The sequence below is a fragment of the Arthrobacter sp. 'calajunan' genome, from assembly GCF_046940185.1.
GTDB classification, from domain to species: domain Bacteria; phylum Actinomycetota; class Actinomycetes; order Actinomycetales; family Micrococcaceae; genus Glutamicibacter; species Glutamicibacter soli.
The window spans coordinates 120825-143099 of record NZ_JBKZDY010000006.1 but is presented as its reverse complement, the minus strand read 5'-3'; the positions used below and the strand labels follow the sequence as shown (position 1 = coordinate 143099).

Below are 22275 nucleotides of genomic sequence, written 5' to 3'. Positions count from 1 at the left end.
TTTGAGAGCTGTCAAGCCCCGGGTTTTGTAGAGACTCTTTAACTTGTTTTTCTAAGCAGCCGCAACGTCCGTCTGCGTCCGTTCGGTCCACTGTTGATGCACGTGAGCCGGCGGCCTGTATCCGAGTGCCGAATGCAGCCGCTGGGAGTTGTACCAGCCAACCCACCTGGAGGTCTCGGCCATGACCTCAACCTGTCCAGACCATTGCTTCCGGTCGATCAGCTTCGCCTTGTAGACCGATTTAAGCGCCTCGGCCATGGCATTATCGCACGAATCGCCCTTGGAACCCACCGAAGCGATCGCGTCGGACTCGGCCAACGCCTGCCCGTATCTGATGGGCCGGAATTGCACCCCACGATCTGAATGATGCACGAGGCCGGTCACGTCCTCGCCATCCTTGTATTTCCTTGCCAAGGCCGTCATCAAAGCGTCCCTGGCCAAGGATTCCCGCATGTGGTTGGTCACTTGCCAGCCCACGATTTCACGGCTGAACACATCAAGAATGAACATGGCATAGACCCACCCCGCGTGGGTCGGAACATAGGTGATGTCAGCGACCCAGAGCCGATTGGGGGCTGCTGCGGTGAACTGGCGATTCACCAGATCCACCGGACACGATTCCGGGTCCGCTGAACGGGTCTTAGGCTTCTTCCGTTTGCGCCGCACCCATCGATCCCGGTGATCTTCATGAGCCGCTCCACGGTGCACCGGGCAATCGTCCCGAACTGATCGCCATGCTGGTTGTTCATGGCATGCCACATTTTCCGTACCCCGTAGCAGGAATAGTTCTCCTCATAGACCGCACGAAGTTTAGGCAGTAGTTGTTCGTCGCGAACGCTGCGGGCCGACGGCGGCCGTTGCTTCGCAGCATAATACGAGCTCACGCCGCGAAGAAAGTCGCTGCCCTCTTCAGGATCTCATTGGCCCGCTTGGTCTCGGCCAGCTCGGCGCGCAGGCGCTTATTCTCGGCTTCCAGGTCAATGGACTGGGCCGGCGTCATCGCGCCGCTGTTCTTGTAGTTGCGCACCCAAGTGCGCAGCGTTTCACTGCTCAGGACCAGCGCCTTGGCCACGCGTCGGATGGCGCCATTAGCTGTGCCTGGCTCGGCCTGCGCATGGATCACAAGGTCCACGGCGCGGGTCTTGAGTTCGTCGGTGTATTTGATCGGCAAGAGAGAAGTGTTCCTTTTCCAATTTCCTTGCCTCTATTAAACCCGGTGCGATTCAGCGCGCACCTTTTGGTCGCTTTGGACCAAGGCACCTGCGCCGTTTGCGGCCAAGATCCCGTCGGTGCCAAGACGAATGAGATCACACAGTTCTCCACCCTGCCTGACCATTTTCTGGATCTGCAGGGCAAAGCGATCACCGTCGATGCGCTGCATACGCAGACCGCCATGCCCGCCATATGCATGGTCGCGGGGCGCATGATGTGTTTACGGTGAAAGGTAACCAGCCCGAGCTGCATGACGAGCTCGTATAGATTCCTTGGGATCAAGTGCCGGCTGGGAACCAGAGCGTGGAATCGAAGAATGGGCGCAGGACGATCTAAACTATCAAGTGCGCGACGGTGACGGCCGGAATCAGCTTCCCTCACGTAGCCCAGGCATTACAGGTCACCCGTAAATCCCGGGCGACAGGTTCAACGAAGTGGCATACGGAAACGGTGCAGGCGTTGACGTCGTTGCCCACTCATGTGGCTGGCCCAGCGGAGATTGGCGGGCTCATCCGTGACCACTGGGGCATTGAGAACTGGTTGCGTTGGCGGCGGGAAATGACTGGAACGAGGATAAGTCTCAGGTGAGGAAGGCTAACGCGCTGAAGGTTATGGCAATTCTGCGGAACATCGTCATCACCTTGTTGAAGCAGCGTGGATACCGGAACCTTGCCAGGGTGATGCGGAAGCTTCGATATCAGTCGGGAACGGTGTTAGCCATGGTTGGTTTGGTAGCTGCTCACTGACTTTGTAGGCACCCTGAGGTAACCGGTTGCGGCGTCCCGCAGCAGGATTCGGGCTCCGGCTGGCCAGTTTCGCAGCCCGATGCGTCCTGGGCCGGGGCATCGCAGGATCCGCCGAGATCCGTGGAGCAGACCCCGGTCTCCGGCAAGGAGAGCTGGACGCTCGCGGCGGCCTGCAGGTCGCCGGCCAGATGGGCGGCGATGGACCGGATCTGTTCGTAGCCAGTGGCCATCAAGAAGGTCGGGGCGCGGCCGTAGCTCTTCATGCCGGCAATGTAGAAGTTCGGCTCCGGGTGGGACAGCACGCGCTCCCCATGCGCGCTGACGGTGCCGCAGCTGTGGAACTCCGGATCGATCAGCGGCCCGAGCTCGCGCGGGGCTTCCACCGCGGGGTCCATCTCCAGGCGCAGCTCGGAGAGGATCGACAGATCCGGGCGGAAGCCGGTGGCCGGAACGATGTAGTCCACGTGCAGTTCCCGCCCGTCGGCGCCTACGACCAGGGTGCGCTCGCCATTTTCCAGGCGCACGATGGAGAGGTTTTCAATGAGGTCGACCTGCCCGGTATCGACCAGGCGGCGCAGGCTGGTGCCCAGCTGCCCGCGGGCCGGGAGCTGGTCCGCCGCGCCGCCGCCGTAGAGCTTGACCGGGTTGGCGGTTCCGCGCAGTCCCCACAGGATCTTCGTGTCCGCGTGGGCGCTCTTCAGCCGGCCCAAGGAAATCAGGGTGTTCGCCGCCGAATGCCCGGCGCCGAGCACCAGCAGCGTTTTGCCCGCGAAGGCGTCCCGGTCCGCGCCCAGCGGATCGGGCAGCGGCGAGGTGACGGCGCCGCGGGAGCGGGCTTCTGCCTCGCCCGGGGCTTCGAGCCCCGCGCGTCCGACGGGATTGGGGGTATTCCAGGTGCCGGAGGCGTCGATCACCGCCCTGGCGGTGACGTCACGGATGCCTTCGGGGGACTGGGTGCGGACAAGGAACAGCGCCTGGTCGCGACCTGCCGTGCGGGTCTTGTCCAGGCCGATCCCGTCGTCTAAGACGCGCGAAACGCCGATGACGCGGTGCAGGTAGCGGATGGAGGGCGCCAGGGCGGGGTGCGCGGCCAGCGGCAGCAGGTAGTGCTCCACCAGTTCGCCGCCGGTGGGCAGGGAGGTTTCCCGCGGCATGGCCCAGTCGCCCAGGCAGTTTCCCGCCGGGGTTTCCAGCAGCCGCCGGGCGGCCGCGTCGACATTGAATTTCCACGGGGAGAACAGCTTGATGTGCGCCCATTCGCGCATGGACGCCCCGGCAGCTTCGCCTGCTTCGAGGACCAGGAACTGTTCTCCGCGCTCGCTGAGGTGCGCGGCGGCGGCCAGCCCGATGGGACCTGCGCCGATGATCACGATGGGATGGCCGTTCTTCATGGCGGGTTCCTAACGCTGCGGGAGAAGTTCGCTGATGAGATGTTCGATGCGGGTGCGGATCTCGTCGCGGATCTTGCGCACCGGCTCGATGCCCTGGCCTGCTGGATCATCCAGCGTCCAGTCCTCGTAGCGCTTGCCGGGGAAGATGGGGCAGGTGTCCCCGCAGCCCATGGTGATGACCACATCGGAGGCCTGCACAGCCGCCGTAGTCAGGATCTTGGGGGTCTGGGCGGACAGGTCGATGCCCTCTTCGCGCATCGCCTGGACGGCGGCCGGGTTCACCTGGTCGGCCGGGGCCGAACCTGCCGAGCGGACTTCGATCCGGCCTTCGGAAAGGCGTTGCAGATAGGCGGCGGCCATTTGCGAACGCCCCGCATTGTGCACGCAGACAAACAGGACCGATGGCTTGGGAGTGGTCATGGGCTAGCCTTTCAGCTCTTGTGCCGGGGTGGGGAAGTACTTGCGCGACCAGAGCGCCACGTAGACCAGGGCGACGAGGATCGGCACCTCGATCAGCGGGCCGACCACCCCGGCCAGGGCCTGGCCGCTGGTGGCGCCGAAGGTGGCGATGGCGACCGCAATGGCCAGCTCGAAGTTGTTGCCGGCGGCGGTGAAGGCCAGGGTGGTGGTGCGCTCGTAGCCCAGCTTCAGGGCGCGCCCGATCAGCATCCCGGCGCCGAACACCACAACGAAGTAGATCAGCAGCGGCAGGGCCATGCGGGCCACGTCCCAGGGGTTGCTGATGATCGCATCCCCCTGCAGGGCGAAGAGCAGCACGATGGTGAACAGCAGCCCGTACAGCGCCCACGGGCCGATCTTGGGAAGGAAGGCGCCCTCGTACCAGTCGCGGCCCTTGGCCCTTTCGCCCACGGTGCGGGTGAGGAATCCGGCCAGCAGCGGGATGCCCAGGAACACCAGGACCGAGAGCGTGATCGCGCCGACGGAGAACTCCGCGCTGGTGGTCGGCAGGCCCAGCCAGGCGGGAAGGACCTGCAGGTAGAACCAGCCCAGGACGCCGAAGGCCACGACCTGGAAGATCGCGTTGACCGCAACGAGCACAGCGGCGGCCTCGCGGTCGCCGCAGGCCAGGTCATTCCAGATCATCACCATGGCGATGCAGCGGGCCAATCCCACGATGATCAGTCCCGTGCGGTATTCGGGCAGGTCGGGGAGGAACAGCCAGGCCAGCAGGAACATGAAGGCCGGGGCCAGCAGCCAGTTGAGCACCAGCGAGGTGATCATCAGCTTCTTGTCGGCCAGCACGCGCCCGGTTTCGTTGTAGCGGACCTTGGCGAGGACCGGGTACATCATGACCAGCAGTCCCAGCGCGATGGGCAGCGAGACGCCGGCGACCTGAACGGAATCCACGATCTGGCCGAGCTGCGGGACCAGCCGGCCCAGGCCGAGGCCCAGGGCCATGGCCAGCAGGATCCAGACCGCCAGGTAGCGGTCCAGGGTGGAGAGCTTCCCCGGAGCCCGGCGCGCAGCGGGAGTTGTCGTTGGTGGCACGAAGCATCCTTAGGCAATATTGATGTTCATCGATATATGTTTCCGGTTCGAGTATGATGACTTATATCGAAGAATGTCAATTTAGGTAGGTGCTCCAGATGACGGCAACCCCGGTGGCGGACGACGCCGCGAGCGCAGCCTGCTGTGCCACCTGTGCCGCGCCGGCGCTGGCCGAAGCCGCGGCGCGCGAGGCCGCGCGGCTGCTGAAGGCGATTGCCGACCCGAACCGCCTGCGGCTGCTGTCCATCGTCAAGCACGGGCCCGCGGACGGCACCTGCGTGTGCGATCTGACCGAACTGCTGCAGCTGGGCCAGCCCACGGTCTCGCACCACCTGAAGATCCTGGTGGATTCCGGGCTGCTCGCCCGCGAGAAGCGCGGGACCTGGGCCTATTACACCCTGGTTCCGGGGTCGTTGGACAAAGCCGCCGCGCTGATCTCGGAGCTTTGAACGTGAAGCCGCCCGCCGGTGTTCAGCTGCGCCCGATGGCCGTTGGGCAGTGGCCGGGCGTGGAACGCATCTACCGCCAGGGCGTCGCCGGCGGGCTGGCCACCTTCGAGGGCACCGTCCCTTCCTGGGAGGACTTCTCGGCGCGAAAAATTGCACAGCTGGGCCTGGTCGCGGTCGACCGGGACGGTGCCGTGATCGGGTGGATTGCCGCGTCGCCGGTGTCCGCACGCTGGGCCTATCGCGGCGTGATCGAGCATTCGGTATACGTCGACGCAGCGCAGGCGGGCCGGGGCGTGGGCACCGCCCTGCTCGGAGCGCTGGGCGCCCGGGCCCGGGCGCGGGGTTATTGGACGATCCAGTGCGCCATCTTCGCGGAGAACCACGCGAGCAGGGCGCTGCACCGCAAGGCGGGATTCCGCGAAGTGGGCTACCGGGAGCGCATTGCCCAAGCGCCGGCAGGCCCCCTGGCGGGCCAGTGGATCGACACGGTCCTGTACGAGCTGCGCCTGGAGCCGGGCGCAGCAGCGGAAACCTAGGCCACGATTCCGTCGAGGAACAGCGCGCTGCAGTCCTTGGTCAGCTGGTCCAGCGTGTACTTCTTGGACGGGGAGAACCAGCGGGCGGTCAGCCACAGGGCGTCGCGGATCAGGCGGTGCACCACGTGGGCATCCAGGTCCTTCTTGAACACGCCGGAGGCGATGCCCTGCTCGATGACTTCCACCCAGAGCTTGGCGATGTCGCTGCTGATGGCGCGCGCACCGGTGGACTTGGGCAGCTTCTGGATGTACGCGACCTCGTTCTGGTAGATCTGCGTGGCGTACGGGAAGTCGCGGATGATTTCCAGGGTGATGCGGATCAGCTGGTTCAGCGCCTCGCGCGGTTCGGTGCCCGAATCGGTGACGCTGCGGTAGCGGCCCTGCAGCTCCTCGAGGAACTCGGTCAGGATCTCCTCGACCATTTCGTCCTTGGAAGCGAAGTGGTGGTAGAGGCTGCCCGAAAGCATGCCCACCGAGGCGGAGATTTCGCGCACCGAGGTGCCTCCGATGCCCTGCTCGGCGAAGAGCCGGGCAGCGTTGTCGAGGATGACAGTCCGTCGGGCCGGGGCGGTCTTTTCAGCCATATGTCGCTCTTTCGCAGAAGGTGCAGGTGCAGGAGGTTCCGGGTATTCGCCGCGCGCCGGGCGCTGCGGGGTCGAATTCCATCCTAACAACTAACCAAGCGCTCGTTATTGGCGCGGGGCGCGTCCCGGCCACCGGGATGCACCGCTCGGCCCGCCATGGCGCCGGGATGTAATGGTGGGCGGCGCGAACGGACCGCCGTCGATTTCTTTCCCCGAAGGAGCAGCCCATGAGGAACTGGACCCACCACTACGCCCGGATCAACGGCATCCAGATGCACTACGTGGAAGAAGGCCAGGGCCCGCTGGTGCTGCTGCTGCACGGTTTCCCGCACACCTGGTTCAGCTGGCGCCACCAGATCACCGCGCTCGCCGAGGCCGGCTACCGCGTGGTGGCACCGGACCTGCGCGGCATGGGGCAGACCGAAGCACCCGAGGAGCTTGCGGCCTACCGGGCCGATGTCATCACCGCGGACCTGGTTGGCCTGCTGGACCACCTGGGCGCGGAGCAGGCGGTGGTCTCCGGCACCGACTACGGCATGTTCGCCGCCTACGACCTGGCCGCCGAACACCCCGAACGGGTGCGCGCGCTGATCGGCCTGCAATACGCCGGCCTGCCGCACTACGACGCGCTGCCATCGCAGACCGAGATCGAGCGCGGCAAGGAAGCATTCAACCACATGGCCTATTACCATGTGGACCCGCAGGGCGCCCGGGCGGACTACGACGCGCACCCGCGCGAGATCATCGCCAAGATTTTCCACGTGCTGTCCACCGACGGAGACTTCGCCGCGGTGTACGCCAACCCGCCGGGAACCGCTTACCGCCAGGCGCTGCCGCAGCCGCCGGCCCTGCCCTGGTCCTGGCTGGATGAATGGGAGCTGGAAACTTATGTCAGCGACTTCTCCCGCAGCGGTTTCGGCGGCGGCATCAATTGGTACCGGGTGGCGGATTTGAACTGGGAATACCGCAATGCCCGCGCGGCCGGACGCACCAATGTCCCGTACTACTTCCTGGGCTCGGAGACCGACCTGCAGCTGGCCGAACAGTACGGCGACGGCATCCAGGCGCAGCTCGACGCGCAGCACGAGGACGTGCGCTCGGTGCAGACCGTGCCCGGGGGCGGCTACCTGATCGCCATGGAGCGCGCCGCGCAGGTCACCGACAAGTTCCTTGAATTCCTGCACGACATGGACCGGGTGAACGCCTGAGGCTGATGCCCACCTAGAATTGCCGCAGGGGCCGCGTTGCGGTCTGCGAGGACGGCAATGAGGAGTTTGCGTGCAGTGGATTGAGGCGGCATTCGTCCGCGGCGGAACCAGCAAGGGCCTGTTTTTCGCTCAGGACTGGCTTCCTGAGGATGAATCCGACCGGAACCGGGCCTTCGCCGAGGCGCTGGGCTCCCCGGACCGCTTCGGCCGCCAGTTGGACGGCCTGGGCGGCGGGATCTCCTCGCTGTCCAAGGTCATGGTGGTTTCCCGCTCGCAGCGCGAGGGGGTGGACCTGGACTACACCTTCGGGCAGGTCGCGGTGGATACCGGTGAAACGGACTACGCCGGGAACTGCGGCAACTTGTCCTCCGGTGTGGTTCCCTTCGCCCTGGAAGCAGGGCTGGTCAAAGCCCGGGACGGTCGGCGGGAATTCACGCTGTACAACACGAATACCGCGAAAATCGTCCGGGTGGTCCTCACTGTCATTGAAGGGCGCGCCGCGGTAGGCGGCGAGCTGTCGCTGCCCGGGGTGCACGGCACCGCCGCGCCCATTGAACTGAGCTACCCCGACCCGGCGGGAAGCCGCAGCGCGGGGCTGCTGCCCACCGGCAACCCGGTGGATACGCTGCGCGTCGAGGGGCACGACTACCCTGTCACCCTGGTCGACGCCGCGCTGCCCACGGTGGTCATCGAGGCGTCCCGGCTGGGGTTGGAAGGCACCGAAAGCCCGGAGCAGATCGACGCGAACAAACCGGTGATGGAACTGCTGGAGAAGATCCGCCGGGCCGGCTCCGCGGCCATGGGGCTGTGCGCGACGTCTGAAGATGCCGCGTTGGTGATGCCGAAGATCGTGCTCGCCGCGGCTCCCGCTCCCGCGATGCTGCTGGACGGGACGCTGAGCGATGCCGCGGAGTCGGATCTGGTGATCCGGGTGATTTCCATGGGGCAGACGCACAAGGCGGTTCCGGGCACCGGGGCCATGTGCCTGGCGGCCGCGGCGCAGGTTCCCGGCAGCATCCCCGCCGCGCTGGCCAGCGGCCTGCAGGGCGAGGTTATCCGCCTGGGCACGCCGTCGGGCTCGGTGTCCGCCGCCGCGCACTTCGACAACGCGGGAAAGCTGGCGCACACCTCGCTGCTGCGCACCGCGAGGGTCTTGATGAAGGGCTTCGTGCAGCTGCCGCGGTAGGAATCCCGCGGCAGCCGCACGATGCTTTCAGAGCGGGCGGTTAGCCGACGCTGCTCAGCGGCAGCAACCGCTCGCGGTCAACCGCATACGGCGAGTCGGCTTCCGGCAGCGCACCGTGGTGGCTGTTCGGCTCCATGACGCAGTGCGTGCGCCCGTAGACCGTGTACATGCACTTGTTGCAGTGGATGCAGCGGCTGGTGACCGTGGAATCCTCGCGGATGCGGTTGACCAGGTCGGGCTCGCGCAGCAACCCGCGGCCCATGGCCACGAAGTCGAAGCCCTCGCGCATGCCGGTGTCGATGTGCTCGCGGTTGTTGATGCCGCCGAGCAGGATCAGCTTGGTGTGCTTCATGACCGGCACGAACTGGCGCGCCGCGTCCAGCATGTACAGGTCCTTGTACGGGAAGCTGCCCAGGGCGAACTTGCCGAACAGCCGCACGCCGGTTTTCATCGGTTCCTTCACCACCGCCGCGAAGTCAGAGACCGGCACGTCGCCGCGGAACAGGTACATCTGACGGATGATCGAGGACCCCTGGGTCAGCTCAATCGCGTCAAGGTTGCGGTCCTCGTCCAGCAGCTGCGCGGTGCGGATCGAGTCGTTCAGCCAGATGCTGCCCGGCAGCCCGTCGTCCATGCTGATCTTGGCGATGACCGCGATCTTGTCCCCGACCTCCGCACGCACGCGCTGGGCGATCTCGCGCACGAAGCGCGAACGGTTCTCGATGCTGCCGCCGTATTCGTCCTTGCGGCGGTTCAGCAGCGGGGAGAGGAAGGAGCTGGGCAGGTAGTTGTGCCCGAAGTGCAGCTCCACGGCGTCGAAGCCGGCTTCCACCGCGATCCGGGCGGCCGCCCCGAATTGCTCGATGACCATGGTGATTTCCTCGCGGCGGATGGCGCGGCAGTATTCCATGGAGGAGGGGTTCACGAACTTGCTCGGCCCCATGGAGGTCACGCCGGTGATCTTCTTGGAGGCGACCATGCCCGCGTGGCCCAGCTGCGCGGAGATCGCCCCGCCCTCGGCGTGGATCGCGTCGGTGAGCCGCTTGAGCCCTGGCAGCGACTTCTCGCTCATCAGGATCTGGCCCGGCGCCGAGGCGCCCTCGGGGGAGACGCAGCAGTAGGCCACCGTGGTCATGCCCGCGCCGCCGCGGATGAAGCCCAAGTGGAAGTCGATTAGGTCGTCGGTGACCAGGCCCTTGGGGGAGCGCCCCTCGGAGGTGGCGGCCTTGATGATGCGGTTGCGCAGCGTCACCGGGCCCAGGGTGACCGGGGCGAACGGATCGGGAATTGTCGTGGTCATGCTCATCCTTTTCGCGGCACGAGGCCGGGTGGTGGGATAGGGGATAACAAACAGAGACAAGGGGCCCCCACCATGGTGCGGACCGTGGTGGGAGCCCCTTTGCCGGGTGCGCCGCCGAAATTCCTAGAGGGCGTCGGCGACAAGCGCGTCGCCGATGACCGGCTCCACGCGGGACTTGATAGGCAGGCGGCCCTCGCGCACCGCGTCATCGATGCTCTGGCTCAATGACGAGCAGCTCAGTGCGGTGGTGCCGCACACGCTGTCCCGGGCATCGGCCGTGGCTTCGGCGAAGCGGGGGCACGAGGTCGCCGCATCGCTGACCCACTGCACACTGGTGTGCGGGATGCTGAACTTCTCCACCAGGACGGCGGTCCCGCACTGCTGGCAATCGATCTGTTTCATGAGGTGCTCCTCGCTGGCCCGTTTCCGGGCCGATAGTACTTTTCCCCTGCATCGATGCGCCGGGTGCGTGGTTAGTCGGTAAAGGCTAGGCCTTGGCCTTGGTTGGATCCTGTTCCGGAACGATGCCCTTGGCCACGTTTTCAGCGACCTCGACCTTCCAGGTTTCCAGTGCCTTGGTGGTGTCCACTTCGAACTCGAAGCGGGCGACCATGTCCTCGGTGATGTCCTCGACATCCACGAAGAACTGCTCGTACCAGCGGCGCAGCTGGTAGACCGGGCCGTCTTCGGCGGTCAGCAGCGGGTTCTCGATGCGGGTCTTGTGCTTCCAGATCTCCACGTCCTGCTTGAACTGGGTCTCGACGCCTTCGGTGAACATGTCGGCCATCGCGTCGGCCTGCTCCTGGGTGACGCCGTCGATGGTGTGCACCGAGGTGCCGAACATCAGCACGAACGAGTCCTGCGAGATCGGGTAGTGGCAGTTGACCAGCTTGGTTTCAACGGTGGTGTCGCCGGCAACGGTGTACACGGTGTCCAGCATGAAGGACGGGCCGTAGTAGGCGGCGTCGGAGATGGTCTCCGAGTCAGGCATGTCCAGCTGCACGCCGGTGTGGATGTCGTCGCGGCCGGTCGAGCGCATGTGCTGCGCGGCGACGTGGCCCTCGAAGATGTTCTTGAAGTACTGCGGCATCTGGTAGTGCACGTAGAAGAAGTGCGCCATGTCCACCACGTTGTCCACGATCTCGCGGCAGTTCGAGCCCTCGACCAGGAAGGTGTTCCAGGACCAGTCGCTCCACTCGTCGGTGCCGAAGCCCGGAATCTCCGGGATGGTCACGTCAGCCGGAGGAGGGTTGCCCTGCGGGTCGTTCCAGACGAACAGCAGGCCGTTGACCTCCATGGTTTCCCAGGCGGCGGTGCGGGCGCGCAGCGGCACGCGCTGTGCGTACGGCACGTCCTTGCACTTGCCGTCGCCGCCCCAGCGCCAGTCGTGGAACGGGCAGGAGATCTCGTCGCCCTTGATTTCACCCTTGGACAGGTCGCCACCCATGTGGCGGCAGTAGGCGTCCAGCACGTTGAGCTTGCCCTTGGTGTCGGCCCAGATGACGACCTTGGTGCCGAAGACCTTGATGGTGTGCGGCTTGCCGTCGCGGAAGTCCTTGGAGCGGCCCAGGCAGTGCCAGCCGCGGGCGAAGCGGGTCGGGTTGCTGCCCGCGTCGATCAGGCGGACTTCGTCGAACTGCTCGGAATCGGTGATTTCGGTCATGTCAATGGACATGGCTTCTCCTTTGCGTTGGTGTGGTGCCGGCGATCCGTAAGGTGCCGCCGAAGGGTAGCTGCGCACCGATGGCAGGGCCATCATCGGTGAAGGCCTGTTTGGTGCAGCGAGCTGGGGGTCTTGCAGGGTTGCTCAGCGCATGAGCACTTGCCCGCCGTCCACCGGCAGGGAATGCCCGGTGATGTAGCGGGAGTTTTCCGAGCAGAGGAACACGACCGCCGGGCCGATGTCCTTCTCGGTGTCACCCATGCGCCCCAGCGGAATCGTCGCGATGTACTCGCGGGCTTCCTCCGGGTTGATGCGCTCCCAATGCTCAAGGGAGGGCGAGGTGGCCAGCGGAAGAATTGCGTTGACCCGGATGCCGTCGGCTGCCCATTCGCAGGCCGCCGTGCGAGTCAGCACGCGGATCGCTTCCTTGGCGGCCGCGTAGCCGCCGTAGCCGGTCGGGTTCCACCGCACGCCGGCGGCGGATCCCAGGTTCACGATGGCGCCATTGCCCTGCATGTGCGGGTGGCAGGCGCGCATCAAGCGCCAGGTGGCCAGCGGGCCGGATTCCATGCCGCGCAGGTAGTCCTGCTCCGGCAAATCCAGCAGCTGTCCGTGCACGGTGGTCTGCGCGTTGTTGACCAGGATGGACAGGGAGCCGAAATGCTCCACCACGTCCCCGACCAGCTTTTCGATCTGTTCCGGGTCGATGACGTCGCATGTGAACGCGTGGGCGTCGCCGCCTTCGGCGCGGATCTGGGCGGCAGTGTCTTCCACCTTCTGCGCGGTGCGTCCGGCGAGCGCTACGCTCGCTCCTTCGAACGCCAGTGCGCGGGCGATGCCGCGGCCTATGCCCTGGCCCGCTCCGGTGATCAAAGCCACCCGGCCGTCGAGTACACCCATGCCTGCTCCTATTCGTTGCCAACGCTTCCGCACCCAGTGTGCCAAGCGGATGTGACGAGGATCTCCTCATATCCCACTGTCTGGGACTTTGCGCGGAGCGGGTTTCGGATCGGCAACATACTAATTTCACGCTCGCGCAGGGCGGCCGGCATCCGGCCCCCGATCCACGCAGTTAACTGCGTCGCGCAGGACGCTTGGCGATCCGCGCACTCCCGGGAAGGAAGCCCCGGGAACCACCGATGCACCGCGGGCGTACATCACTCACACCGCACAGAAAAGGAAGCGCCATGGCGTCCTCCGGGCAGCATGCCTCACCGAAAACGGCCAAGTTCCCTGGCTACGCGAAAATTGTCAGCGTCCTGCTGGTCGCCGAATTCGTCGGCACATTTGAATCGGCGATGATCTTCATCGCGCTGCCCAGCATGATGCACGAGTTCAACGTCGACGCAGCCGCCATCGGCTGGGCCGCGACGGCCTTCCTGCTGGTGGCCGCTGCTTCCGCCGCGGTCTGCGGACGCCTGGGCGACATGTACGGGCGCAAGAAGCTGCTGGCGATCGTGCTGGCGATCTCCGTGGTCGGCTCGATTATCAGCTTCACCTTCGGTTCGCTGGAAGGCGTGATCCTGGGCCGTGCGCTGCAGGGCGTGGCCGGGGCGACGCTGCCGCTGTGCCTGGGCCTGGCCCGCCAGGAACTGCCCACTCAAAAGGTGCCGAACGTGATCGCGCTGATCGCCGGGTCCTCGTTCCTGGCCGGCGCTGGCGGCAACCTGATTGCCGGCGTGCTGCTGCAGCTGGGCAACTGGAAGGCGCTGTTCATCGTTTCCGGCGCCATGGGCCTGATCGCCGCGCTGATGGTCATCACCATGCTGAAGACCTCACCGGTGGCCCGCGGCGAAGTCCGCGGCATCGACTACGTCGGCGGCCTGCTCTTCGCGCCGGCCGTGGCCCTGGTGCTCTACGGCCTGACCAACGCCAGCGCCTGGGGCGTATTCAGTGGACGGACCCTGGGCTTCGTGCTCGGCGGCCTGGCAGTGGCGGCCCTCTGGGTCGCGTGGGAGCTGCGCGTTTCCAACCCGATGATCAACCTGCGCCTGCTCAAGGTCAACAAGATGGCCTTGACCCAGCTGTGCACCGCGGTGCTGGGCATCGGCCCGCTGGTGGCGGTGGGCATCCTGACCCCGCTGATCCTGCTGGCCCCGGCCACCGACCCGGCCGGCCTGGGCGTCTCGCCTGCCGTGGGCGGCCTGATCATCTTCAGCGCCGCGACGCTCAGCTTCGTCGGCTCCCCGTTCAGCGGCAAGGTCGCCGCGGCCGTGGGCGCCAGGCGTGCGCTGCTGATCGGCATCGTGATCAGCTTTATTGGCTACTCGATGATGTTCTGGGCCGACAACAACCTGCTCACCTTCATCATCAACACCTATGTGATCTCCATCGGCGTCATGTTCTCCTACACCGCGTTCCCGAACCTGGTCGCCGAATCGGTGCCGCTGGAGAACACCAGCGAGGGCATGGGCATCAACACGGTGACCCGCACGATCTTCATGGCCGTGGGCACCACGGTGCTGACCGTCGCGCTGGCCTCCTCCACCGTGGAGGGAACCATGGTCTCCACCGAGTCAGCGTTCAACACCGCCTACATCATCATCTGCGCTTCCTGCGTGATCGGCTTCCTGCTGGCGCTGCGCATCAAGGATGCGCCGCGCACCGACGCCGCGGATCCGCAGGATTCCACCCTGAGCGTCCAGGGACGCTAGGCCCCGCGCGCAGCGGGTCCGGCACCGCCCGGACCCGCCATATTCCACCCGCCCCGGCTTGCTCGACGCATCGAGCGGTCCGGGGCGGGGACCTGTCCGCCGGTGGCGCATCCCAAATCTCGCGCGCCGTTCCGGACTTTCTTTCAGTACGCATTACCCAGCGCCCGGTTCCCCGGGCGCTGTCGCAACCATGCACTGACAACAGCAAAGGAAACACGATGGCGTCGTTTCTAGACAAGCAGCAAGCCGCGACCACTCGGTCAAGCTATGCAAAGATCATCACCGTGCTGATCGCCACGGAACTGGTCGGCACCTTTGAATCCGCGATGATCTTCATCGCCCTGCCCAGCCTAATGGCCGAGTTCCAGACGGACGCGGCCACCGCCGGCTGGGCGGCCACCTCCTTCCTGCTCGTCGCCGCGGCCTCCGCCGCGATCTGCGGCCGCCTGGGAGACATCTACGGACGCAAGAAGATGCTGGTGATCGTGCTGTGCATCTCGGTGGTCGGTTCGATCATCAGCTTCACGGCAGGCTCCATCATCGGGGTCATCATCGGCCGCGCATTCCAGGGCGCGGCGGGCGCAACGCTGCCGCTGGGCCTGGGCATCGCCCGTGCGGGGATCGAGAAGGACAAGGTCCCCGGCGCCATCGCGTTGGTCGCCGCGGTATCCTTCATCGCCGGTGCAGGCGGCAGCCTGGTGGCCGGCGTGCTGCTGGACCTGGGCAACTGGCACGGCCTGTTCATGGTCTCCGGCATCCTGGGCCTGATCGCAGCGGTCATGGCCATGACTATGCTTGACCGTTCCACCGGACTGAGCAAGGACGACCGGAGGATCGACTACATCGGAGGCTTGCTCTTCGCCCCGGCCGTGGCACTGGTGCTCTACGGAGTTTCGAACGCGGCCGCCTGGGGCATCACCAGCGCCCGCACCTTGCAGTTCGTGCTCGGCGGCCTGGCCCTCGCCGCGATCTGGATCTGGTGGGAACTGCGGGTCCAGAACCCGATGATCAACCTGCGCCTGCTGAAGACCAACAAGATGGCGTTGACCCAGCTGGCCACCGCGATCCTGAGCGTGGGCCCGCTGGTCGCCGCGCAGATCATCGGCCCGATGATCATGCTCTCCCCGGCCGGTTTCGGCGTGGGCCTGGGTCTGTCGCCGACCATGGGCGGACTGGTCATCTTCGGCGCCGCGTCCGTGGCGTTCATCTGCTCGCCGATCAGCGGGAAGATCGCCGCGAAGGTGGGTGCCCGCCGTTCGCTGCTGATCGGCGTGGTCATCTGCGTGATCGGCTACGGGGCGCTGTTCTGGGCGCAGTACAGCGTGCTGAGCTACATTATCGCGATCAACGTGGTGTTCATCGGCACCATGTTCGCCTACACCGCGTTCCCGAACCTGGTCGCCGAGTCGGTGCCGGTGGAGAACACCAGCGAGGGCATGGGCATCAACACGGTCACCCGCACCATCTTCATGGGCGTGGGCACCACCGTGACCACCATGGCGCTGGCTTCCTCCACCGTGGAGGGCACCGGGGTGCCGAGCGAGTCCGCCTACACGCTGACCTACACGATCGTCCTGGTCACCAGCCTGATCGGCTTCGTGGTTTCCTGGCTGATCCGCGACAAGAAGAACGCGCAGGCCGCCGCCGGTGACGAGGATCTGGTCGGAGCCGTCGAAGGCTAAACACCTGAGCACCTGAAGGCAAGAAGCCGGGGAGGGAACCATCATTCGGTTCCCTCCCCGGCTTCTCTTTTCGCGGTGCGGCGGTCTCTCAGGCGCCGCTGCGCTTGATCAGCGCGGCCAGCGCCTGCCCGCCGCCGATGCACATGGTGACCACCGCATAGGTCAGGTCGCGGCGCACCAGGTCCTTGACCGCACGCAGCGTGAGGATGGCTCCGGTCGCGCCGATCGGGTGGCCCAGGGCGATGGCCCCGCCGTAGGGGTTCACGCGCGACGGATCCAGCTTGGCGTCCCGGATCACTGCCAACGCCTGCGCGGCGAAGGCCTCGTTGACTTCGAAGGTGTCGATGTCCTGCGGAGACAGGCCGGTTTCGGAGAACAGCTTGTGCAGGGCCAAGGTCGGGGCATAGCCCATGTAGGCCGGGTCGAGTGCGGCGGTGGTGACATGTTCAATGGTGGCCAGCGAACGCAGGCCGTGTTCCTGCGCGGTGGACTGCTTGGCCAGCAGCACCGCGGCGGCGCCGTCGTTGATGCCCGAGGCGTTGCCGGCGGTCACGCTGCCGTCCTTCCGGAAGGCGGGCTTGAGCAGCGACAGGCTTTCCGCCGTGGTGTCCGGGCGCGGGTGCTCGTCGAGGCTGACGGTCACCGGCTTGCGCCCGCCCGTGGTGACCTCCGTGATTTCCTCGGCGAACGCGGCTAGGGCTTCGCTGGTGCCCGAGCGGCGCTGGCTTTCGGCGGCGAACTCGTCCTGCTGCTCGCGGCTGATGCCGTACTTGTCCGCCACGTTCTCCGCGGTGACACCCATGTGCTGCCCGGAGAACGGGTCGGTGAGCATGGCCACGGTGCCGTCCAGCACCGTGCGGTTGCCCAGCCGCGAGTTGCCGCGGGCGTCATAGTCCAGAAACGGCATGCGGGACATGGACTCGGCCCCGCCGGCGAGGATGAACTGCGAGCCGCCCCAGGCCAGCTGCTGGGCTCCGGACCAAATGGCCTGCAGCCCGCTGCCGCACAGCCGGTTGACGGTGAAGGCAGGCGTGGAGTCGGGCAGTCCGGCGCCGAGGGCCACGCGTCTGGCCAGGTAGGCGTCGGGTCCGACCTGGCCCACGCAGCCCATAACGACCTCGTCGACCTGCTCCGCGGAGACCCCGCTGCGGGACAGCGCCTCGCGGGCTGCAACTTGGCCCAGCTCATGGGCCGGAACCGAATTGAGGCTTCCGCCGTAGCGGCCTACGGGCGTGCGTGCGCCGTCGAGAATGGCGATCTTTTCTGTAGACAAATCGGCTTCCTTAGCTCAGGGTTTACTGGGGCAGGCCCGCGGCGTGCCTCTTGCCTGTCACGTTACAAAAAAGTCCTAGTGGCAGGCGTGAGATGATCCCGTTCTCCGGGATCCTTCGGGCGCCGGCGGCTGGGGCTGGGCGAGCATGGAGGGCGGGGACCCTCACCGGGCCCGCGCGGCGACCCGGAAGCTTCCGGAGTAAGGGTTTTCATGTTCTCCGATTTGGCGTTCTTCTCCTTCGTGCAGCTGGCCGATGCCTCGCTGCATGGCGAGTACAACCGCTGGCACCAACTGGACCACCGCCCCGAGAACCTGGCCCTGCCCGGCGTGGCCTGGGGAGACCGCTGGGCGCGGGTGCGCGAGCAGGACCCCGCGCACGCGGCGGACTCGACGTTTGCGGACACCGACTTCGTGGCGATGTACTGGTTCCGTGACCCGGTAGAGCAGAGCGTCGACGCCTGGGACCGCCTGGGCGAAGCGTCGTTCCAGTGGGGTCGCGGCCCGATCATCCCGGGAGTCGAGCGCAAACTGCTGGCCTTCTTCCGCCCGGTCAAGGGCTACTCCGCGCCGCACGCACTGGTCAGCCCCGACGTGCTGCCGTTCCGCCCGAACCAGGGCATGCACATCACGCTCACCCGCTACCCGGAGCCGCACGGGCTGGACGCGCACGACAGCTTCCGCTGGGAAGACACCGAACTGATGCCGGAACTGCTGAAGGTCCCCGGGGTTGCCGGCGGCTGGACGTTCTCCTTCAGCCACGCCCAGCAGCACACCACGCTGCCTTTTGCGGACACCGTCAGCCACCAGCCGGGTGAGCTGCGCATCCGCCTGCTGTATCTGGACGGGGAACCGCGAATGACCGGTTCCGCCATCCGCAGCACCGAACATCAGCTTGCCGCCGAACCCTCGGCACCACAGGCCGGAGAAGTCCTCTTCTCCTCGACACTGAGCACAATCATTCCTTGGAGGGACTGGTGAAAAGCATTGAAGAGCGCCTGCAAGCGCTGGAAGACCGGGCTGAAATCCTGGACTTGATCGCAAGCTACGGACCGTTTGCAGACTCCGGCAACGGCCAGGCCATCGAGAGGCTCTGGGCGGAAGGCGGGACCTACTCCTTCGACACCATCACGCTGCAGTACGAAGACCTGGCAGGGCTGGTCGAATTCGACACCCACAAGGACTTCATGGCCGCTGGATGCGCGCACGTCGGCACCGCGCCGTCGCTGCGCATCGACGGGGACGCCGCAGTGGCCACGAACCACTCGTTGGTTTTCGCCCGCCGCGGCGAGCCGTGGACCGCCGAGCGCGTCAGCGCCAACCGCTGGGAGTTCGTCCGCACCGCCGAGGGCTGGAAAGTGTCCAAGCGCGAGAACCGGCTGCTGACCGGCAGCGAATGGGCGCGACAGTTGTTCAGCAACTAGTGGTGCTCGTGATGCGGCAGACATGGGAACTATCGCGGCATGAGCCGAGACAAGGGTTCGAAGCGATCGATTTAACCAAGTTGTATTTGCTACATTCATGACGCTGTGGTGCGTTCAGTTTTTCCGTGCTGACACAAGACGGAGCGAAGGCTGAAGCGCCGTAACTTAGATAACCGGCAATGAATCAGTACTCGATAAGTTCTGGCATGCAACCGGTTCTGAGGCAAGTGCTGGACAGGTGACTCTTTTGGCGTTGGTTACTAAACACGGCGCAAACAATAGCACCAGTCGCGTGTTCATGACTGGTGCTGATCGTATCCGGAACCAGTTCGGGATCAATGTGGAGGATCTGAACCGGGATCATCCCACGGCGGCCACCGACCGGCACCGGGCTTTGCATGATGCCCTGGACGACTATTTGGCTGGTCAGCGAGCCACCGCGGAGCCGCCACCCATGGGTCAGGAGCCGTGGTTTGCGCAGCCGCAGGGAACGTTCCGGAATTACGACTACAACAACGCTCTGGAACGTGATGTGGAGATCAGCAAGCAGGAAGCGTTGCGTCTGCTTGATAGCATGCCAGCGGATACGGTGAGTGACCGGTCTATTAATGGACGCGACACCATCAGTCATGTGCCGTCCTGGTATGGGAACGACGATGAGGTAGACCGGGCGATTGCCGGGAAGTTCCCGCACCTGGTGCCCGAAGGCGCGAAGCTGCCACCGCAGACCGCTACTGCCGAGGCGGCGGAAGCCCAGCAGGATGAGGCCGCTCATCAGGGGCAAGCTGAACGGTTCGAGGGCGAAGAACACCTTGACCGGGCGAACGCTAAAACTGCCGAAGCCGAAGAAGCCGGTAAGCCGGCCCCGGCTGGGGCTGGCCCGGAGGATGCGGGCAAGCTGCCGTTAGATCAGCACAGTGCCGCCTCTGAACGGGTGATCGCTGTGTGGAAGCAGAAGGGTGGTAAGGATGCTGATTTCCCGTTGCCGCCGAGCACGCAGAATCCGCAGCCGGCGATGAAGCACCGCAAACGCGTTGTGTCCGCGGCGGCCCCGGCTCGAATCCAAGGACAGGAGCTGTCGCGATGATCGGCATCCCACCGAATAACGATGAGCTGGATCTGGACGGCGACGAGACCCAGGAGCAGACGGCACGGCCAGCGGCCCCGTCGCGGGACACCGGGCACGCGGAGCCGGAGCGGCCTTTCGTGTATGAGGATGCGCAGCAGAGGTTGCGCGGCTACGCGCTGCCGCGTTACCTGCGGAAGTATGGGCCTTCGGGGCGTGCGTGGGCGCCGAACTGGCATGAGTACCCTGAAGTGTATTCGGTGATTACCGCGTTGTAGGAGACGTGGGAGCAGATGCGGTGGGACGGCCCGCAGCAGATCCTGGTGTTCTACCGGGACTACTTCTACCCGCTGATGGATCGGCTCACCGCGCAGGATGGCCCGTTCCACGCGTATGACAAGGTCATGCACCCGCAGCTACCGGAGATGTTCCCTGTGGCTGAGGCTCCGGAGGGGTACTTCCGGTCATCCGTGCAATAGGGCTGTTGTCGCAGGAACGAACCAACGGGAAGATAAGGAAACTGCTTCAATAGCTACTGCAGAGGCGCTGGAGCACGATTAATGCTGGCTCAACTTCCTCGTTTGCCGAAGTGAAGTTTATACATGCTACTGTTTGATTTAATTTATTCAGACAGAAGCAGTTTATTGCTTCTTTGTTGAAGTTCTTCATCAATTCAAAAGTAAAGGTGACATGAGACGCTGGCGGCATATTTCTTCTGTAACTGTGCTCGGTATCGTGTGTAGTTCGACACTTGCTTTCCCGGCATACGCGAGTGAAGAAACACCAAGCAGCTCCTGAGAGCAACTGATCACTGATTATGCTCCTGAAGAGATACCGATGGCTGAGACGGATATGGAAAGTGGCCGATTCGAGGCGAAAATTGACCGCACTGAGGTGGCTATCGATTCAGGATCATCTGCAAAAATTGAGATTACTGACTCTAGCGGAACGGCCCGATTAGTTCCTCTGCCCAATAAGAGTCTCTCCGAGGGTAAAGAATCATCGGAGGGCTCTGTCCATTATGAAGTTGAAGACGGAACGAGGCTGATTGCTCAACCTCTGCAAGATGCTTCGGTTCGGTTATCCGTAGCGATTACAGATGCTTCACAGCCCCAGGAATTTTCTACGATCTAATCCCTGATGGGGGGTGCCCCTATGTATTTTGTCAAGCAGCATCCGCCACCGGAGCATCGTAAAGTGACCCGTCGCGGATCATCGCGAACAACACTGTCAGCCTGCGATGGGCCAACGCGATGAGCGCCTGGTTATGACGTTTTCCCTGGGCCCGTTTCCGGTCATAGTAAGCGCGGCTGGCAGGGTCGAAACGGATGGACGCAAAGGCCGAAAGGAACAACGCTCGCTTCAATCTCTTGTTGCCTTCAATGGCTGACGCGTTCGGATTTGATCGAGGTGCCCGACTGGTGGGTGACGGGCGCCAACCCAGCATTGGAAGCCAAGGCGGCGGCACTATCAAAGATCTTGCCGGAGGTCTCGGCAATGAATACCGCAGTGGTCCTGACCGCAACCCCTGGCATGGACGTCAGGACCGGGCAAAGAGGGCGGAACTCCACCATAGCTTCAAGATGGGAGGCTACGTCGGCTCGCTGGGCATGCAGGGCGATTAGCTGCCGGGCCAAGTGGGGAATGACCATCCCGGCCGCCTCAGTGCCGACCACGACCACTGTTTGCTCATCCACGGCGTCCAGAATGGCGCCGGCCCAGGCGGTGTGCCGGCGGGCTCCGTGCTTTGTCAGTTTCGCGTCGATCCGTGCTTTGCCGGCATGCTTCAGCGCTGCTGGGATAGGCCAAGCGGCGAGGACTTCGAGCACCGCATCATGCTCCAGCCACGGGCCCACCACCCGCTCCAGGCAGGGATGGATCTGGGTGAACAGCCCGCGGATCCGGTTACTGGTCTGGGTGATCTGGCGAGACAGATCCAAGTCGAAGCCGGTGAGCATGCCCAGGGCTGCTTCTTCCTCGTCCGAGACCTGCAGGCTGCGCAGCGTATGCGGCATGGTGCGGGCCGCGTCGGCGATAATGAACGAGTCCTTTTCGTCAGTTTTGGCCGTGCCCGGATACATGTCCGCGATCCGTCGCATGGTCAGCCCGGGCAGGTAGGCCACGGTGATGCACAGGTGCTGGGCGACCGCGACGGCCAGGGCACCGATGGTCGCAGGCTGGTCCACGACCACCAGTACGGCGCCCTTAGCGCTGAGATCCTGGTAGACCTTGGTGAGCTTTGCTTCGTCGTTGGGCAGAGTTTTATTCCAGATGGTGGTGCCCTCCACCGTCACGGCGCAGCCCCAATGGTCGGTCTTTCCGACGTCGAGCCCGAGGACAATATCGATTTCCGTGGTGTTCATGACCGGTGCTCCTTTGAACCGATGATTTGTTC

At 64.9% G+C, this 22275-nt stretch carries 23 protein-coding genes and 2 pseudogenes; 11 read left to right on the top strand and 14 right to left on the bottom strand.

Features of this window, described 5'->3' with window-relative positions; translation table 11 throughout:
• Positions 1-51: 51 nt before the first annotated feature.
• From RF641_RS11395 to arsB, 7 genes are all read right to left on the bottom strand, one after another.
• Complete coding sequence (locus tag RF641_RS11395; protein WP_424573206.1) at positions 52-666, bottom strand: IS3 family transposase; 615 nt, start codon at positions 664-666, stop codon at positions 52-54.
• Positions 597-884: an IS3 family transposase gene (locus RF641_RS11390; protein WP_120991762.1), complete on the bottom strand. Its 288-nt coding sequence runs from the start codon at positions 882-884 to the stop codon at positions 597-599. The genes RF641_RS11395 and RF641_RS11390 overlap by 70 nt, the downstream gene beginning before the upstream one ends.
• Positions 881-1171, bottom strand: coding sequence for a transposase (locus RF641_RS11385; protein WP_424573205.1), 291 nt, complete (start codon positions 1169-1171; stop codon positions 881-883). The genes RF641_RS11390 and RF641_RS11385 overlap by 4 nt, the downstream gene beginning before the upstream one ends.
• Positions 1172-1207: 36 nt before the next feature.
• Positions 1208-1381 (bottom strand): hypothetical protein, encoded by a 174-nt coding sequence (locus tag RF641_RS11380; RefSeq protein ID WP_183043243.1) that lies wholly within the window; start codon positions 1379-1381, stop codon positions 1208-1210.
• A 570-nt stretch (positions 1382-1951) separates the two neighbouring features.
• Positions 1952-3349, bottom strand: a complete 1398-nt coding sequence (locus tag RF641_RS11375) for an FAD-dependent oxidoreductase (protein WP_424573204.1) — start codon at positions 3347-3349, stop codon at positions 1952-1954.
• Between the two features lie 9 nt (positions 3350-3358).
• Positions 3359-3769, bottom strand: coding sequence for an arsenate reductase ArsC (locus tag RF641_RS11370; protein WP_120991767.1), 411 nt, complete (start codon positions 3767-3769; stop codon positions 3359-3361).
• 3 nt (positions 3770-3772) lie between these two features.
• On the bottom strand, positions 3773-4858 hold the full coding sequence (gene arsB, locus RF641_RS11365) for an ACR3 family arsenite efflux transporter (RefSeq protein WP_424573203.1): 1086 nt from the start codon (positions 4856-4858) through the stop codon (positions 3773-3775).
• 98 nt (positions 4859-4956) lie between these two features.
• Between arsB and RF641_RS11360 the strand changes: the two genes are divergently transcribed.
• Positions 4957-5307, top strand: coding sequence for an ArsR/SmtB family transcription factor (locus tag RF641_RS11360; RefSeq protein WP_424573202.1), 351 nt, complete (start codon positions 4957-4959; stop codon positions 5305-5307).
• 2 nt (positions 5308-5309) lie between these two features.
• Complete coding sequence (locus RF641_RS11355; protein ID WP_424573201.1) at positions 5310-5843, top strand: N-acetyltransferase family protein; 534 nt, start codon at positions 5310-5312, stop codon at positions 5841-5843.
• Here the strand turns inward: RF641_RS11355 and RF641_RS11350 are convergent.
• On the bottom strand, positions 5840-6427 hold the full coding sequence (locus RF641_RS11350; protein ID WP_204676051.1) for a TetR/AcrR family transcriptional regulator: 588 nt from the start codon (positions 6425-6427) through the stop codon (positions 5840-5842). The two genes, RF641_RS11355 and RF641_RS11350, sit on opposite strands and share 4 nt — an antisense overlap.
• Before the next feature lie 227 nt (positions 6428-6654).
• Here RF641_RS11350 and RF641_RS11345 point away from each other — a divergent pair, with 227 nt between their 5' ends.
• Positions 6655-7635, top strand: coding sequence for an alpha/beta fold hydrolase (locus RF641_RS11345; RefSeq protein WP_424573200.1), 981 nt, complete (start codon positions 6655-6657; stop codon positions 7633-7635).
• Positions 7636-7705: 70 nt separating this feature from the next.
• Positions 7706-8821 (top strand): PrpF domain-containing protein, encoded by a 1116-nt coding sequence (locus tag RF641_RS11340; protein WP_424573199.1) that lies wholly within the window; start codon positions 7706-7708, stop codon positions 8819-8821.
• A 40-nt stretch (positions 8822-8861) separates the two neighbouring features.
• Here the strand turns inward: RF641_RS11340 and RF641_RS11335 are convergent, their stop codons facing one another.
• From RF641_RS11335 to RF641_RS11320, 4 genes are all read right to left on the bottom strand, one after another.
• Positions 8862-10121 carry an NADH:flavin oxidoreductase gene (locus tag RF641_RS11335; RefSeq protein ID WP_424573198.1) on the bottom strand — a complete coding sequence of 420 codons (1260 nt, stop codon included), beginning with the start codon at positions 10119-10121 and terminating at the stop codon, positions 8862-8864.
• 123 nt (positions 10122-10244) lie between these two features.
• A complete protein-coding gene (locus RF641_RS11330) occupies positions 10245-10523 on the bottom strand; it encodes a hypothetical protein (RefSeq protein ID WP_047120458.1) in 279 nt (92 codons plus the stop codon).
• 85 nt (positions 10524-10608) lie between these two features.
• Positions 10609-11796, bottom strand: coding sequence for a Rieske 2Fe-2S domain-containing protein (locus RF641_RS11325; RefSeq protein WP_190264283.1), 1188 nt, complete (start codon positions 11794-11796; stop codon positions 10609-10611).
• A 132-nt stretch (positions 11797-11928) separates the two neighbouring features.
• Positions 11929-12684, bottom strand: a complete 756-nt coding sequence (locus RF641_RS11320; protein WP_424573197.1) for an SDR family NAD(P)-dependent oxidoreductase — start codon at positions 12682-12684, stop codon at positions 11929-11931.
• 287 nt (positions 12685-12971) lie between these two features.
• Here RF641_RS11320 and RF641_RS11315 point away from each other — a divergent pair, with 287 nt between their 5' ends.
• Together RF641_RS11315 and RF641_RS11310 are read left to right on the top strand one after the other, a co-directional pair.
• Positions 12972-14438: an MFS transporter gene (locus RF641_RS11315; protein ID WP_424573196.1), complete on the top strand. Its 1467-nt coding sequence runs from the start codon at positions 12972-12974 to the stop codon at positions 14436-14438.
• 218 nt (positions 14439-14656) lie between these two features.
• Positions 14657-16120 (top strand): MFS transporter, encoded by a 1464-nt coding sequence (locus RF641_RS11310; protein ID WP_424573195.1) that lies wholly within the window; start codon positions 14657-14659, stop codon positions 16118-16120.
• Positions 16121-16208: 88 nt separating this feature from the next.
• On the opposite strand, the gene RF641_RS11305 is transcribed toward RF641_RS11310, so the two are convergent.
• Positions 16209-17393, bottom strand: a complete 1185-nt coding sequence (locus tag RF641_RS11305) for a thiolase family protein (protein WP_424573194.1) — start codon at positions 17391-17393, stop codon at positions 16209-16211.
• Positions 17394-17603: 210 nt separating this feature from the next.
• Here RF641_RS11305 and RF641_RS11300 point away from each other — a divergent pair, with 210 nt between their 5' ends.
• The 5 genes and pseudogenes from RF641_RS11300 (at position 17604) to RF641_RS11280 (ending at position 21014) form a co-directional block, all read left to right on the top strand.
• Positions 17604-18371 carry a hypothetical protein gene (locus tag RF641_RS11300; protein WP_161449040.1) on the top strand — a complete coding sequence of 256 codons (768 nt, stop codon included), beginning with the start codon at positions 17604-17606 and terminating at the stop codon, positions 18369-18371.
• Positions 18368-18814, top strand: a complete 447-nt coding sequence (locus RF641_RS11295; protein ID WP_053799201.1) for a nuclear transport factor 2 family protein — start codon at positions 18368-18370, stop codon at positions 18812-18814. The genes RF641_RS11300 and RF641_RS11295 overlap by 4 nt, the downstream gene beginning before the upstream one ends.
• A gap of 238 nt (positions 18815-19052) precedes the next feature.
• Positions 19053-19901 carry a hypothetical protein gene (locus RF641_RS11290; RefSeq protein ID WP_161449043.1) on the top strand — a complete coding sequence of 283 codons (849 nt, stop codon included), beginning with the start codon at positions 19053-19055 and terminating at the stop codon, positions 19899-19901.
• A pseudogene (locus RF641_RS11285) lies at positions 19898-20359 on the top strand (DUF4913 domain-containing protein). The gene RF641_RS11290 and the pseudogene RF641_RS11285 overlap by 4 nt, the downstream one beginning before the upstream one ends.
• A gap of 358 nt (positions 20360-20717) precedes the next feature.
• Entirely contained in the window at positions 20718-21014 is a 297-nt protein-coding gene (locus RF641_RS11280; RefSeq protein ID WP_161449052.1) for a hypothetical protein, read from the top strand.
• A gap of 31 nt (positions 21015-21045) precedes the next feature.
• On the opposite strand, the pseudogene RF641_RS11275 reads toward RF641_RS11280, so the two are convergent.
• Positions 21046-22243 (bottom strand): annotated as a pseudogene (locus tag RF641_RS11275) (IS110 family transposase).
• Between the last annotated feature and the right edge of the window lie 32 nt (positions 22244-22275).

What these genes read in the sequence shown, in the direction of transcription:
- RF641_RS11280 (WP_161449052.1), top strand. Translation starts at nt 20,718, where the DNA reads ATGGCTGAGACGGATATGGAAAGTGGCCGATTCGAGGCGAAAATTGAC.
- RF641_RS11345 (WP_424573200.1), top strand. Translation starts at nt 6,655, where the DNA reads ATGAGGAACTGGACCCACCACTACGCCCGGATCAACGGCATCCAGATG.
- RF641_RS11350 (WP_204676051.1), bottom strand. Translation starts at nt 6,427, where the DNA reads ATGGCTGAAAAGACCGCCCCGGCCCGACGGACTGTCATCCTCGACAAC.
- RF641_RS11315 (WP_424573196.1), top strand. Translation starts at nt 12,972, where the DNA reads ATGGCGTCCTCCGGGCAGCATGCCTCACCGAAAACGGCCAAGTTCCCT.
- RF641_RS11330 (WP_047120458.1), bottom strand. Translation starts at nt 10,523, where the DNA reads ATGAAACAGATCGATTGCCAGCAGTGCGGGACCGCCGTCCTGGTGGAG.
- RF641_RS11325 (WP_190264283.1), bottom strand. Translation starts at nt 11,796, where the DNA reads ATGTCCATTGACATGACCGAAATCACCGATTCCGAGCAGTTCGACGAA.
- RF641_RS11370 (WP_120991767.1), bottom strand. Translation starts at nt 3,769, where the DNA reads ATGACCACTCCCAAGCCATCGGTCCTGTTTGTCTGCGTGCACAATGCG.
- RF641_RS11380 (WP_183043243.1), bottom strand. Translation starts at nt 1,381, where the DNA reads ATGCAGCGCATCGACGGTGATCGCTTTGCCCTGCAGATCCAGAAAATG.
- RF641_RS11375 (WP_424573204.1), bottom strand. Translation starts at nt 3,349, where the DNA reads ATGAAGAACGGCCATCCCATCGTGATCATCGGCGCAGGTCCCATCGGG.
- RF641_RS11320 (WP_424573197.1), bottom strand. Translation starts at nt 12,684, where the DNA reads ATGGGTGTACTCGACGGCCGGGTGGCTTTGATCACCGGAGCGGGCCAG.
- RF641_RS11335 (WP_424573198.1), bottom strand. Translation starts at nt 10,121, where the DNA reads ATGACCACGACAATTCCCGATCCGTTCGCCCCGGTCACCCTGGGCCCG.
- RF641_RS11310 (WP_424573195.1), top strand. Translation starts at nt 14,657, where the DNA reads ATGGCGTCGTTTCTAGACAAGCAGCAAGCCGCGACCACTCGGTCAAGC.
- RF641_RS11360 (WP_424573202.1), top strand. Translation starts at nt 4,957, where the DNA reads ATGACGGCAACCCCGGTGGCGGACGACGCCGCGAGCGCAGCCTGCTGT.
- RF641_RS11300 (WP_161449040.1), top strand. Translation starts at nt 17,604, where the DNA reads ATGTTCTCCGATTTGGCGTTCTTCTCCTTCGTGCAGCTGGCCGATGCC.